This window comes from Marinobacter caseinilyticus, from assembly GCF_011074955.1.
Lineage (GTDB): Bacteria > Pseudomonadota > Gammaproteobacteria > Pseudomonadales > Oleiphilaceae > Marinobacter > Marinobacter caseinilyticus.
In genome coordinates this window covers 22,387-35,863 of the sequence record NZ_WUQJ01000011.1, presented here as the reverse complement: position 1 = coordinate 35,863, position 13,477 = coordinate 22,387, and the positions used below count along the sequence as shown (strand labels likewise).

The window sequence follows — 13,477 nt, the reverse complement described above, 5'->3', positions numbered from 1 at the left end:
GAAATGAAACCAGTAGCGGTGGAATCATTTACCACGGGTAAAATCCGCCTGTTGATCGTGGAAGATCAGATCGATCTGGCGGAAAATCTGTTTGAGTTTCTTGAGCAGCCCCGCTACGAGCTGGACTTTGCCGCCGATGGCCTGACCGCCCTGCATTTGCTGGCAACGCACCCGTACGACGTCATCGTGCTGGACTTGATGCTGCCTGGCGTGTCTGGCTTTGAGATCTGCGAGCGCATTCGCAACGACCTGAAGTCCCAGGTGCCTATCATTCTTATGACCGCTCGCGACACCCTCGCCGACAAGGAAAAGGGCTTCACTTGTGGCGCCGACGACTATCTGGTGAAACCCTTTGATTTGCGCGAACTCCAGCTTCGTGTGGAAGCCCTGCACCGCCGCTATTCGCCATCAACGGTTGGCCTGAGAGCCGGTTCTATCCATTTTGACCCCGATGCCCTGAGTGTCGATCTGGGCGGCAGTGACTGCGTCGAACTCAGCGGCATTCCGGCTCGCCTGTTTGAGAATCTGATTCGCGCTTACCCGCGATTTATCAGCCGAGAGGCACTGAGCGAAATCATCTGGGGTGACCATGACGGCGATGCCCACACGCTTCGAACCCACATTTACTCTCTGCGCCAGACACTGTCTAAAACCCTGGGGCACTCCCTGATTAAAACCATGCACGGGCGTGGCTACCGGTTAGAGCCACCAGAGACCACCAGGGCACCGGAGGTATGAGGAAATCCCTGTCCGCCCGGCTGTACCGGGTTATCTTTGGTGTGAGCCTGGCCACCGTGTTTCTGTCGCTCATGGCGGTGGAATTTCAGTACAGTGATCTGGAATCAACGATTCTCGACATTGAACTGGAACAGGAGCAGAAATTTTTCAGGAACCAGATTTCCAATCCGCACTTCCAGCACTGGGAAACGGCCAGACTGAAAGCCTTTTTCCTGGGCGCTGGCGCGTCAGACCAGCGGTTGCCGGCGCTGCTTCAGGACTTGCCCGAACAATACTCGGAGGAAGTCGAGCTCGGTGATAAAACCTACCTGGTGCTGGTGGAACCGGTGAGCCGACCCGCCGGCCGACTGTATCTGGCGCAAGACATCTCCTTGATGGAAAGCCGTGAACTGTACTCACAAATTGCCATTGTGGTCATCGCACTGCTGATTACACTGATCGGGTTCGTCTTGTCGCAGTTGAGTGCCCGCAAACTGATTCAACCCCTGCGTCGGCTGACCCATCAAATTCAAAATACCGCCCCCAGTAAAAATATGGACAGGCTTTCCCTCAACTACACTGAATCCGAATACGCGGATATTGCCAGTGCGTTCAATCGGTTCCTGGACGCACTGGAAGTCTTCGTGGCCCGGGAGAAAGCTTTTGTCAAAATGGCCAGTCACGAACTGAGAACCCCCCTGGCAGTGATCTCGGGCGCTCTCGATGTCATTGAGCAGCGCAGCACCCTCAGTTCGACCGACCAACGCACCGCCGCCCGCATTCGGCGTGCAACCAGCGACATGCAGTCGGACGTCGAGGTACTGCTCACCCTTGCCCGGGGCGGCAACGAGACTCAGGCTAACCGGCTCGTGAGCCTTGGCACCAGCACGTCGGCTGCCATCCAGGAACTGGACGGCAGCCAGCCAAACCAGGCCGGGCGCGTTACCCTGTTGCCATCGGACCATGACCTGACTCTACGCACAGACCCGGCGCTGGTTCGCATGCTGCTGAGAAACCTGATTCAAAATGCGCTCAAACACACACGTTCGGAGGTGCACCTCGCGCTCACCCACAATGGCGTGCGCATCACCGATTTTGGCAGCGGCCTGCCCAGCAAGGTGGTCCACCACCTCACAATGCCCAACAGTCAGCACACCAGGCCATCACAGGAAAGCAGCTTCGGGCTGCTGATTGTTCAGCTAATTTGTGAACGCATGGCCTGGCATCTGACGGTGGTGCAATCCGATCATACCGGCACCGTCCTGGAAGTGGACTTCCGGTCGCCGGCACCCGGTCTCTGAGTGGCCACGCAGTAGTAGTCTTTTGCGATCGTTCCAGCGTAAGAGATTCCAACCAGCCAATTCTCCGTCGCGACGACTCGGGACAACGGACCGGAAGCCGACATAACACCATGCACCAGAAACCCAACCTGCCAGCCAAACTCTGCCCTATCTGTCTGCGCCCCTTCAACTGGCGTAAAAAATGGGCCAACAACTGGCACGAGGTACGCTATTGCAGCGAGCGCTGCCGTCGCCGTCGGAGCCAGGCCGAATGACCACCCTCGTTTGGCTCAAACGCGACCTGAGGGTGTTTGACCACGGCCCATTGCTGGAGGCCGTTCGCCTCGGCGAACCCGTTGTCCCTCTCTACGTCATTGAACCGGATTACTGGCAACAGCCCGACACCAGCGCGCGACAGTGGGACTTTGTTGCAGACAGCCTGCGCGATCTTGATCGCCAGCTGCGGCGCATTGGCGGCCACTTGGTCGTGCGACGGGGGAGCGTCATCGAGACGCTGGCGGAGGTGTGCCGCCAGGTCCCCGTAAAGCGTCTGTTTTGCCATCAGGAAACCGGCGGCCAGTGGACCTTTGACCGCGACCGGCAAGTCATCGGCTGGTGCGCCGAACACGCGATCGAATTCCGGGAATGGCAGCAGTTTGGGGTGGTGCGCAGACTTCGAGACCGTGATGTATGGGACCAGGCCTGGTCCGCGCTGATGCAACAGACGCCCTTGCCGGCACCGGAACGACTGCGCTTGCCCGACGGCTTGCCGCGCGCGGACACGGCGCTCATGGCGCCGGTTTTCGACACCAATATCGAATGCCCTGATCGCCAGAAAGGCGGCACCGAGCAGGGTCACCGACTCTTGGCCTCGTTCCTCGATCGGCGCTGCGTGGGCTATCAATACAACATTTCCAGCCCGAATACCGCTGAGCGGGCCTGCTCGCGGCTCAGTCCGCACCTTGCCTACGGCACGGTCAGCCTGCGGTCTGTTTACCAACAATCGAAGGCTGCAGGGCTGCACCCCAACAGTCTGCCGCGTAAGAAGCGCAGCCTCACCAGCTTTCGCTCTCGCCTGCATTGGCACTGTCACTTTATCCAGAAACTGGAAGACGAACCGGCGCTGGAGTTCCGGGCCATGCATCGCGACCTCGAGTCGCTCAAGCAAGGGCCCAACAACGTCGAACGTCTGGACCGCTGGCGCCAGGGTGAAACCGGCTGGCCCTTGGTGGATGCCTGCATGCGGGCGTTGCGGGCCACCGGCTGGATCAACTTTCGCATGCGGGCCATGCTGATGGCCTTGGCCAGCTATCAACTCTGGCTGCATTGGCGCGATCCGGCCCTGCACCTGGCCGGGCTGTTTACCGATTTCGAGCCCGGCATCCACTACCCCCAGGCACAAATGCAGTCGGGATTAACCGGCATCAATGCCTTGCGAATTTACAACCCCGTGCTGCAGTCTCAGAAGCTGGACCCGGACGGCGCCTTCATCCGACGCTGGGTGCCGGAGTTGGCGGGCGTACCGGCCGAACTGATTCACACACCCTGGCAAATGAATGCGACTCAAAAAGCGCACTATGGCGGCAACACCTATACCGCCCCGGTGTGTGACCACGAACAATCGGCCCGGGCTGCACGCAAGGCCATTGGCGACTTTCGTCAGCGACACGTCAGTTCAGCGGAGACCGGTCGGGTGCTTACCCGACACGGCAGTCGCAAGGGGCCGGTACAGCAACGCCCCCAGGCACCGAAATCCAAAGCGGCCGATGATGGTCAATTATCACTGTTTGATTGATGCAGTATGATGCGGTCATGACGACGAAAACGTGATAATTGACCAAGCACTTGACCCTGTAGTCACTTCAGGGTTTTTAATACCGCGTTTCCGGCCACCGAAGTCTACTGGAGATACCCACAACGTGAGCGGTCATCACAACCATTCCCACAGTCATTCTCATAGCCATACCTTTGACACCCACAACCGATCCTTTGCGATGGCGGTGGTTCTGAATCTCGGTTTTGTGATCATCGAAGCGACTTATGGGGTGTTGGCGGGGTCCATGGCACTACTGGCGGATGCCGGCCATAACCTGAGTGATGTCACCGGGCTGTTGCTGGCCTGGGGTGCAAGCTGGCTGGCGAAGCGCCAGGGTACCAGCCGTGCCACTTACGGCCTGCAAAAAACGACCATTCTGGCGGCGCTGTTCAATGCCGTCATCCTGATGGCGGCCGTTGGAGGCATTGCCTGGGAATCCATTCGCCGCTTCGGGGATCCGTCCGAAGTGACCGGGCTGACGGTGATCGTGGTGGCCGGTATCGGCGTACTGATCAACGGTGCCACCATGTTGCTGTTCATGGCCGGCCGCAAGGGCGACCTGAACATTCGGGGGGCGTTTCTCCACATGGCCGCCGACGCCGGCATATCGCTGGGGGTCGTCATCGCGGGTGTCGTAATCCTGTTTACCGGGCTGCAATGGATTGACCCGGCCATCAGCCTGGTCATCGCCATCATCATCTTTATCGGCACCTGGCAGTTGCTCAAGGACTCGGTCAACCTGGCGGTGGACGCGGTGCCCAGGGGCATAGACACCGCTGCGGTAAGTGCCTGTCTGAACCAGTTACCCGGGGTGGAGGCCGTTCATCATTTGCACATCTGGGCTCTGAGTACGACGGAAAATGCCCTGACCGTACACCTGGTCAAACCGGACCCCGACCACGATGATGCCGTGATCCGGCAAGCCTCGGATACCCTCGCGCACGACTTCAACATCGGCCACGTCACCATCCAGTGGGAACGAACACACTCCGACTGCCCAGGCGGCGAGCACTGCTGATCCGACGCCGTTCCTGTCACCGGCGGACCGTGCCCGTTGCTGCGCGGTCATCACCAGAACGCCATTACAGTACCAGGGCGACCATCACGGGAATGAACGCCAGCGCAAACAGGGTGCTCAGCAAGGTGGTGCCGGCGGCCTGACGGGGCGAAGCATCCAGCAGCGTGGCAATCACCACGGTGTTGGCAGCCATTGGAGTGATGGACACCAGAAACAGGGCTTGATAGACGTTGATGTCATAGATCTGGAAAAACCGGCTGTCGACCCACCACAACAGCAATGCGGTCATCGGCCAGATCACAAATTTGCCCATAAACGCCAACCCGGTAAAACGCGGATTGCCGGCCAACCCCCTCAAGCTGACAATACCCATGCCGACAATCATCATCCCAAACACGCTGTAGGCACCGCGCAGGTTGTCAAACAGGGGCTCAAATACGTCCGGTATGGTCAGCCCCGATAAATTAAGCACAACCGCCAGGGCAAAGGCGTACACCGAGGGCAGCTTCGCCACCCGGCGCAAACAATCCGCTGCCCCATAGCGGCCACGGGCGGCAAAATAAAACCCCACGGAGGTCTCATACAGGGTGGTGCCTAACATACAGACGATGTAGATACCCAGCCCCTGCTCACCGAACAGTAACAACGCCACCGGGATACCAAAATACCCGGTGTTGCCCGTGCCCGCAGCCAACGGCAGGATATTGGCACTGCCGTCGGTCAGCAGGCGTTTACCGATCAGCAGATGAACCACTCCGATTAGCGTCGACAAGCCAAAGGTCAGCAGCGGCAGCAGAACCACTTCCGTGGTTAACGGAGCTTTCATGACGCCATAAAAAATCACCGACGGCGTCACCATGTACAGCATAATGCCGGCGATATGGCGACCGCTGGCCTCCAGATAACGCCCTGCAGCCCAGCCCATCGCGACGGTGACGTACAGGGGAATTAACTTGAACAACAAAGCCAACGCCGCTGTCATGGTTGCTCCTGCAGGCATCAGTTAAAGACTCGCCGAAGTCTAGCACGAGCGCTCAAGACACACGCCGCGAAGATGGCTGGGGACGGCGCCAGTTCCGTCATTCTGCGGAGACCGAATCAACCGGGCGTTGCTTATTGCCGGCAGTATGTCGGCCAGGCCCTTGTGATCCAGCGACTCATCGCTTATCGCCAGGGACATCAGCACGCGGAGTGAGTCGTCGGATTACCGGGTAATACACACCCAGTCACACCTTTGTGAATGAGGAGTGACGGATCTCGTTACGGAGGTCGCCCGGCACACTGACATCAACCTCCGGGCCGGACGACACCTCGTCTCGGTATGCCTCAAGTCTGGACGCTGGCTTCGCCACCCGTTAACACTACCCAAGGGCATGGTTACCGTGTTTGTCGCCAATCATGGGCACGTACGAGCCCCGTTGCGACCGCGTTTGGCGTGTTGCCGTGACAGCCAGGTATCGCTGCCATTCCAAGGTCCGACGGCCGCCCCGGCTGGTTTTGTCCACGCGCGCGACATCCCGGCTTTGCGACCGCTGCCATGGAAAATGGTGGCCTGCAGCCATTAAACTGTGCCCTGCACCGACAACAACAAACATCACCAGGGATTTCACATGTTGCCAAGACTGCTTCTTGCATTGGTCTTCGCCTGCGCGACCGGGGCCGTCGCCCAGGAGAGCGACCCATCATTGCCGACCCGTCAGGCCATGACCGACCAAACCGAGGCCTTTATGGCCAAATTGGCGCAAACCAAAACGCTGCAGGCGTATCAAAGCATTCGCCCTTACCTGGGTGTATCGGTATCTGCGTTCGACCAGTCCGCCGCTGATGCGGAGACCTACTTCCAGAAAGTCACCGACAAAGCCGGTCATGCAGTGGATTACGATCAGGTGCTGTCGGAATCCATCGGCAACCATTTCCATCACGTGGTCTGGCTGCAGAAGTTCCCGGCCGCCGCCATGGCCTGGACCTTTACTTTTTATCAGCCCAAGGAAGGCTGGAAACTGGTGGGTGTAAGTTACTCCACCGAGTTGGGCGCACTCTACCGTGTCGACCATTAGCTAACCGATATCCACCCCATAGCCCCCGTGCAGCCTTGGTGCTGACGGGGGGTCTTACGCTATACTTGCCGGACCCCGGAATTAATACCTGACTAATTTAGTCTGATATTGTACAATCTGTCGTCAGAAGCCTCATCCAATAACAACTCCTATAACGTACACCAAGGCTATTACTGTCGAGGCCCGCATCACGGACCTTGCCAATACGATGAAAAGTTGCTGCCACAGGCCTGTTAGAGCCTGGCCCAGCAAGAGAGCGGCTTTGCCGCCCCAATGAGAGAGAATACGGAGCGACGATCATGGCGAACACCGACAAACAGGTGAACGAGCTGATCAAACGTGAATACGAGCATGGTTTCGTGACCGAAATCGAAGCCGATACGTTTGAGCCCGGCCTTAACGAAGACGTTATTCGACGCCTGTCGGCGATCAAGGGTGAGCCTGAGTTCATGCTTGAGTGGCGGCTGAAAGCGTATCGTCGCTGGCTCGAAATGGAGGAGCCGGAGTGGGCTCATGTCCACTACCCGAAAGTGGACTATCAGAGCATTTCCTACTATTCCGCCCCCAAGCGTAAAGAAGATATGCCCCAGAGCCTGGACGAAGTGGATCCTGAACTGCTGCGCACTTATGAAAAACTCGGCATTCCGCTCCATGAGCGGGCGGCTTTGGCGGGTGTGGCGGTCGACGCGGTCTTTGACTCGGTGTCGGTGGCAACTACGTTCAAGGAACCGCTGGCCAAGGCAGGCGTGATTTTCTGCTCCATTTCGGAAGCGGTCAAAGAGCACCCCGAACTGGTCAAAAAATACCTCGGCTCGGTGGTCCCCGCCGGCGACAACTATTTCGCCGGTCTCAACGCTGCAACCTTCTCCGACGGCACGTTTGTGTATGTACCCAAGGGCGTTCGCTGCCCGATGGAGCTGTCGACCTATTTCCGCATTAATGCGGCCAATACCGGCCAGTTTGAGCGTACGCTGATCATCGCCGAAGCTGGCAGTTATGTGAGCTATCTTGAAGGCTGCACCGCACCCATGCGGGACGAGAATCAGTTACACGCCGCGGTGGTTGAACTGGTCGCACTCGATGACGCCCAGATCAAGTATTCCACCGTCCAGAACTGGTACCCGGGCGATGAGAACGGCAAAGGCGGCATTTACAACTTTGTTACCAAGCGCGGCGCCTGCATCGGCAAGAACTCCAAGATTTCCTGGACTCAGGTCGAGACCGGGTCAGCCATTACCTGGAAGTATCCGAGCTGTATCCTGCGTGGCGAAAACAGCGTCGGTGAGTTCTATTCGGTGGCCCTGACCAACAATTACCAGCAGGCCGATACCGGCACCAAAATGATTCACCTGGGCAAAAACACCAGCAGCACCATTATTTCCAAGGGCATTTCCGCCGGTCACAGCAGCAATGCTTACCGAGGCCTGGTGAAGTTTGGCCCCGGTGCCGAGGGCGCCCGGAATTTCACCCAATGCGACTCCCTGCTGATTGGCGACAAGAGTGCGGCGCACACGTTCCCGTACATCGAGAGCAAGAACAAGGGCGCGATGCTGGAACACGAAGCCACTACCTCCAAGGTCAGTGATGAGCAAATGTTCCTGTGCCGGCAGCGTGGCATTGACCCCGAACAGGCGGTCTCCATGATTGTGAACGGCTTCTGTAAGGAAGTGTTCAAGGAACTGCCAATGGAGTTCGCGGTGGAAGCCGGCAAGCTGCTGGAAGTAAGCCTTGAAGGGTCCGTGGGTTAAGCCGCCGGACGGACCAGGAATTCAGACAGATTAAACGAGAGAGAATCCGATTCATGCTGAGCATCAAAAACCTGCACGCCACCGTTGAGGGTGAAGAAATCCTCAAGGGCATCAACCTGGAGATCAAGGCCGGGGAAGTTCATGCGATTATGGGCCCCAACGGTTCCGGTAAGAGCACCCTGTCCCAGGTACTTGCAGGCAATGAAACCTTTACCGTTACCGAAGGCGAGGTCCTGCTGGACGGTGAGAACCTGCTGGATCTGGCCACCGAAGAGCGCGCCCGCGAAGGCATTTTTCTTGCGTTTCAGTACCCGGTGGAAATTCCCGGCGTCAGCAATATGCAATTTCTGCGCACGGCGGTGAATGCGCAGCGCCATCACCGTGGCGAACCCGAAATGAACGCCGCCGAGTTCATGAAGCTGGCGCGGGAAACCTCCAAACAGGTGGATCTCGACCCAAGCTTTCTCAAACGTGGCGTCAACGAAGGCTTTTCCGGTGGCGAAAAGAAGCGCAATGAAATTTTGCAGGCGCTGCTGCTGCAACCCCGATTGGCGATTCTTGACGAAACCGACTCCGGTCTCGACATTGACGCTCTGAAGGTTGTGGCGGATGGCGTCAATGCGCTGAAATCGAAAGACCGCGCAATCCTGATGGTCACACACTACCAACGCCTGCTTAACCACATCGTGCCGGACTTCGTGCACGTATTGGCCGGCGGCCAAATCGTCAAATCCGGTGGGCGCGAACTGGCCCTTGAGCTGGAAGACCGCGGTTATAGCTGGCTCGGCGTTAACGAAGAAACCACAGCCAGCTAAAGGAGAACGCAGGAATGATTGCAGCACCCACACTTTCCAGCGCTTTTCTCGACGCGCCCGGGCAATCACTGCCCTCGCCGCTGCTGAAACTTCGTGAACAGCGTGGCAAGGCTCTGGTGGATATGCCTCTGCCAACCCGGAAAACCGAAAACTGGAAATACTCCAGCCGTTACCTGAAGCTGGACGAGGCCCTGGCAAAGACCTTGCCCAGCGCGGGCAAGTCTGGCCCGGGCTTAGCCGTGGCCGGCTATCATGTGGTCTTCCACAACGGCGTCATGGTGCCGGAAGCCAGTGATTATCCCGATATCGCGGGCATTGAGATCAAACGCTTTGTCGATCTGGACGATGACGAAGCCCGTGAGTTGGCGGAGCGTCTGGACAACACTCTGGACAGCAAGGCCGCCCAGATGGCACGGCTCAATACCGCTCGCTTCGAGGATGGCCTGCTGATCCGCCTGCAAGCAGACGCGGTGCTGGACCAGCCGCTGTACATTATCTGTGAAACCGATGCCAGCAGCGCCGGAACGGCTTACCCACGTATCTATGTGGACGCCGGCCGCCACAGCCAGATTACCCTGGTGGAAGAGCACATCACCAGCGGTTCTGAACCGGCAATGACCAACACGGTGACCGAATTTGCGCTCAGCGAAGGTGCCCATGTGACCAGCGTTCGCCTGTCACTGGATGGCGACACCGTTCAGCACATCGGCGCCACCGGTGCGCGGCTGCACGCCAACGCCCGTTTTGAAAACCACACGGTAGGCTTTGGTGGGCCCTTGCGCCGGCACGACCTGCAGGTGCGCCTGGAAGGCCCGGGGGCCGAGTGCCGCCTGAATGGTGTGGTCGTCACTCAGGGCAAACAGCACTACGACAATCACACCACCATTGAGCATGTGGCACCGCACTGCAACAGCGAAGAAACCTATCGCAACATTGCCGCCGACGAGTCACATGCGATCTTCAATGGCCGCATCCACATTCACCCGGATGCGCAAAAATCCAACGCCAACATGAGCAACAAGAACCTGCTGCTGTCCACCGGCGCCGAAATTGATACCAAGCCTGAGCTTGAAATTTACGCCGACGACGTCAAATGTGCCCACGGCGCAACCGTCGGACAGCTCAATGATGAGTCGATTTTTTATCTGGTATCCCGCGGTATAGGTCGCCAGGAAGCGCGCGCACTGCTGAGCATGGCGTTCATCAACGAACTGGTCGAGCAGATTCCCGTGGACTCTGTCAAAGACACCGTGCAAGCGCGTCTGAACCGGTTCTTTGACCAGACATTTGACGAGGCCTGAACGATTATGACGGATCTCTCCGTGGCAAAAACCGTTACCAGACAAGGGCTTGATGTGGAGGCAGTGCGCCGGGATTTCCCTATCCTCACGCAATGCATCAACAACAAGCCGCTGGTGTATCTGGATAACGGCGCATCGGCGCAAAAACCGATCGCTGTGCTGGATGCCATGGACCGTTATTATCGCGAGATGCACTCCAACGTTCACCGTGGTGCCCATACCCTAGGTGACCGGGCGACGGCCGCCTTTGAAGGCGCGCGCGAGACCGTGCGTGGATTTCTGAATGCCGCCAGCACCCGGGAAATCATCTGGACACGGGGCACCACCGAAGCGATCAACCTGGTGGCAAACGGATTGGCGGGCAAGTTGCAGCCTGACGATGAAATCCTGGTCAGTCGGATGGAACATCACGCCAACATTGTGCCCTGGCAAATGCTGGCCGAGCGCACCGGCGCCAAGGTTGTGCCAGTTCAGGTCACGCACGAAGGCGAACTGGATCTCGACTCCTTTGACCAGTTGCTGAACGACAAAACCCGCATCCTGGCACTGACCCACGTATCCAATGTGCTCGGTACCGTGAACCCGATCAAGTCATTGGTTGCCAAGGCCAAGGCCCGCGGGGTTTTCACCGTAGTCGATGGTGCGCAGGCCGTGCCTCACTTTCAGCCGGATGTTCAGGCGATCGACTGCGACTTCTACACTTTTTCGGCGCACAAGTTGTTCGGTCCCACCGGTATCGGGGTGCTGTACGGCCGCGAAGCGTTACTGGAGGCGATGCCGCCTTATCAGGGTGGTGGTGAAATGATTGAGCGGGTGAGTTTTGAAAAAACCACCTGGAACACTCTGCCCTACAAGTTTGAGGCGGGCACGCCCGCCATCGCCGAAGCGGTGGGCTTGGGTGCTGCAATCGATTATCTGGGCACCCTGGACCGGGTCGCCATGGAAGCCGCCGAACAGGCACTGTTGGCCCGAGCCAATGCTTTGGTGGCGACAGTCCCGGGCATGGAAGTGATTGGCACCGCGCGCCATAAAGTCCCGGTGATGTCCTTTAAAATTGCCGGATTGCACCCCAGTGATATAGGGACGCTTCTGGATCAACAGGGCATTGCGATCCGGACCGGTCATCACTGCGCCATGCCCTTGATGGAATTTTTCGGGGTGCCGGGTACTGCCCGTGCATCCTTTGCGTTTTACAACACGCTGGACGAGGTGGAGCAGCTCTTTACCGCTCTCCAGAAAATTCAGCGTTTGTTTGCTTGATGGAGACGAGACCATGACGGCAGAAACCTTTACCCCGACAGTGGGGGTGACCATGACACCCACAGCGGTGAGCCACGTCCGTAAGCAACTGGCCAAGAAGCCAGACGCCAAGGGCATTCGTCTGGCCATCAAGAAAAGTGGGTGCTCTGGCTTTAAATACGAAACCCAGTGGGTGGAAGAAGTGCTGGATGACGACCAGGTGTTCACGGTTGACGGAGTCAACATCTACGTTGAGCGCAAACATCTACCGGTGGTGAATGGCATTGAGATTGATTTCATCACCGAAGGCGTCAATTCCATGTTTTATTTCCGCAACCCCAATGCAACCGCCGAGTGCGGCTGCGGTGAGAGCTTTTCCATCGCATAAGCGCAGCACCCGGACCAGTTACAGGCGAGGCCACAGAAATTCATGCAAGAACGGGAAGTTGTACTGACCAAACGTGCGGTGGAAGCCCGCCTAGTACCCGCCGGCACCGAAATCATGATTCCGTCGGATACCTTTGTCACGATTACCCAGTCACTGGGCGGTAGCTTCACGGTAGCGGTCAATGGCAACCTGGCCAGAATAGAAGGTCACGAAGCCGATGCGCTCGGCAAGACTCCTCTGGAAAGCAGTTTTGAAACGTCGGCCGATGGCACCATCAATGAAAACCAGATTTGGGAAGCCATTCGCAACTGCTACGACCCGGAAATTCCGGTCAACGTGGTTGATTTGGGGCTGATCTACGATTGCCAGATCACCAATGGCGGTCCGAACGGCAATGAAGTGTTCATCAAAATGACCCTCACCGCCGCCGGTTGTGGCATGGGGCCAGTGATCACCGAGGACGTGAAACGGAAAGTGGAGCATGTTCCCAATGTCGACAAGGTCGAAGTCGAGCTGACGTTCGATCCTCCGTGGAACAGCGACATGCTGACCGACGAAGCCAAACTCGAATTGGGTATGTTTTAAAGAGAGCGGTAATCCATGACCTCTGCAACTGAAACTTTTCTCGACAATCCTCTGGGCACCAGCGTCACCATCGACGGCGTAATGGACGACTTTGAATTTCTGGACGACTGGGAAGATCGATACGCCTACATCATCGACCTGGGCAAACAATTGCCCGCGTTTCCCGACGAAGCCAGGGTTGAAAACAATTACGTGCATGGCTGCCAAAGCCAGGTCTGGCTCATTCATTACTTTGATGAAGCCAGCGGCAAACTTTATTTGCTGATCGATTCTGACGCCATGATTGTGCGTGGTTTGGCCGCCATCATTCTGGTGGCCCTGAACGGCCGGACCCCGCGTGAGCTGCTGACCACGGATATCGACGAGCTGTTTGAGACCCTCGACCTGTTCCGGCACATTTCCCCCACCCGGGGCAATGGACTGCGGGCGATGGTTGGCAAAATTCGCGACATCGCCGCCACACAAGTGCCATCGGAGCCGCCCAGCCGGGTCTGAATACGCCCAGCGCCACCC

Annotated in this window: 14 protein-coding genes; 13 read left to right on the top strand and 1 reads right to left on the bottom strand. The window is 57.8% G+C overall.

Features of this window, described 5'->3' with window-relative positions; translation table 11 throughout:
* Positions 1-3 precede the first annotated feature (3 nt).
* The 5 genes from GRX64_RS04050 to GRX64_RS04030 all read left to right on the top strand — a co-directional run bounded on the left by GRX64_RS04050 (position 4) and on the right by GRX64_RS04030 (position 4,831).
* Positions 4-738 (top strand): response regulator transcription factor, encoded by a 735-nt coding sequence (locus GRX64_RS04050; RefSeq protein WP_166263912.1) that lies wholly within the window; start codon positions 4-6, stop codon positions 736-738.
* The gene (locus tag GRX64_RS04045; protein WP_166263911.1) at positions 735-2,018 is read left to right on the top strand and encodes a sensor histidine kinase; all 1,284 of its coding nucleotides are present in this window, start codon (positions 735-737) and stop codon (positions 2,016-2,018) included. Before GRX64_RS04050 ends, GRX64_RS04045 begins: the two co-directional genes overlap by 4 nt.
* Before the next feature lie 110 nt (positions 2,019-2,128).
* Complete coding sequence (locus GRX64_RS04040) at positions 2,129-2,272, top strand: DUF2256 domain-containing protein (protein ID WP_166263910.1); 144 nt, start codon at positions 2,129-2,131, stop codon at positions 2,270-2,272.
* Positions 2,269-3,792, top strand: a complete 1,524-nt coding sequence (locus GRX64_RS04035) for an FAD-binding domain-containing protein (protein WP_166263909.1) — start codon at positions 2,269-2,271, stop codon at positions 3,790-3,792. Before GRX64_RS04040 ends, GRX64_RS04035 begins: the two co-directional genes overlap by 4 nt.
* A gap of 199 nt (positions 3,793-3,991) precedes the next feature.
* Positions 3,992-4,831: a cation diffusion facilitator family transporter gene (locus tag GRX64_RS04030; protein WP_166264123.1), complete on the top strand. Its 840-nt coding sequence runs from the start codon at positions 3,992-3,994 to the stop codon at positions 4,829-4,831.
* 64 nt (positions 4,832-4,895) lie between these two features.
* Here the strand turns inward: GRX64_RS04030 and GRX64_RS04025 are convergent, their stop codons facing one another.
* A complete protein-coding gene (locus tag GRX64_RS04025) occupies positions 4,896-5,813 on the bottom strand; it encodes an AEC family transporter (protein ID WP_166263908.1) in 918 nt (305 codons plus the stop codon).
* Between the two features lie 628 nt (positions 5,814-6,441).
* On the opposite strand from GRX64_RS04025, the gene GRX64_RS04020 reads away from it, so the two are divergent.
* The 8 genes from GRX64_RS04020 (at position 6,442) to GRX64_RS03985 (ending at position 13,459) form a co-directional block, all read left to right on the top strand.
* On the top strand, positions 6,442-6,888 hold the full coding sequence (locus GRX64_RS04020) for a hypothetical protein (protein ID WP_166263907.1): 447 nt from the start codon (positions 6,442-6,444) through the stop codon (positions 6,886-6,888).
* A gap of 299 nt (positions 6,889-7,187) precedes the next feature.
* A complete protein-coding gene (gene sufB, locus GRX64_RS04015) occupies positions 7,188-8,636 on the top strand; it encodes a Fe-S cluster assembly protein SufB (protein WP_166263906.1) in 1,449 nt (482 codons plus the stop codon).
* A gap of 53 nt (positions 8,637-8,689) precedes the next feature.
* Positions 8,690-9,451, top strand: a complete 762-nt coding sequence (gene sufC / locus GRX64_RS04010; protein ID WP_166263905.1) for a Fe-S cluster assembly ATPase SufC — start codon at positions 8,690-8,692, stop codon at positions 9,449-9,451.
* A 14-nt stretch (positions 9,452-9,465) separates the two neighbouring features.
* Positions 9,466-10,752: a Fe-S cluster assembly protein SufD gene (sufD, locus tag GRX64_RS04005; RefSeq protein ID WP_166263904.1), complete on the top strand. Its 1,287-nt coding sequence runs from the start codon at positions 9,466-9,468 to the stop codon at positions 10,750-10,752.
* A gap of 6 nt (positions 10,753-10,758) precedes the next feature.
* Positions 10,759-12,012: an aminotransferase class V-fold PLP-dependent enzyme gene (locus GRX64_RS04000; RefSeq protein ID WP_166263903.1), complete on the top strand. Its 1,254-nt coding sequence runs from the start codon at positions 10,759-10,761 to the stop codon at positions 12,010-12,012.
* Between the two features lie 13 nt (positions 12,013-12,025).
* Positions 12,026-12,379, top strand: coding sequence for a HesB/IscA family protein (locus tag GRX64_RS03995; RefSeq protein ID WP_166263902.1), 354 nt, complete (start codon positions 12,026-12,028; stop codon positions 12,377-12,379).
* A gap of 42 nt (positions 12,380-12,421) precedes the next feature.
* Positions 12,422-12,964 carry a putative Fe-S cluster assembly protein SufT gene (sufT, locus tag GRX64_RS03990; protein WP_166263901.1) on the top strand — a complete coding sequence of 181 codons (543 nt, stop codon included), beginning with the start codon at positions 12,422-12,424 and terminating at the stop codon, positions 12,962-12,964.
* A 15-nt stretch (positions 12,965-12,979) separates the two neighbouring features.
* Positions 12,980-13,459, top strand: a complete 480-nt coding sequence (locus GRX64_RS03985; RefSeq protein WP_166263900.1) for a SufE family protein — start codon at positions 12,980-12,982, stop codon at positions 13,457-13,459.
* Positions 13,460-13,477 lie beyond the last annotated feature (18 nt).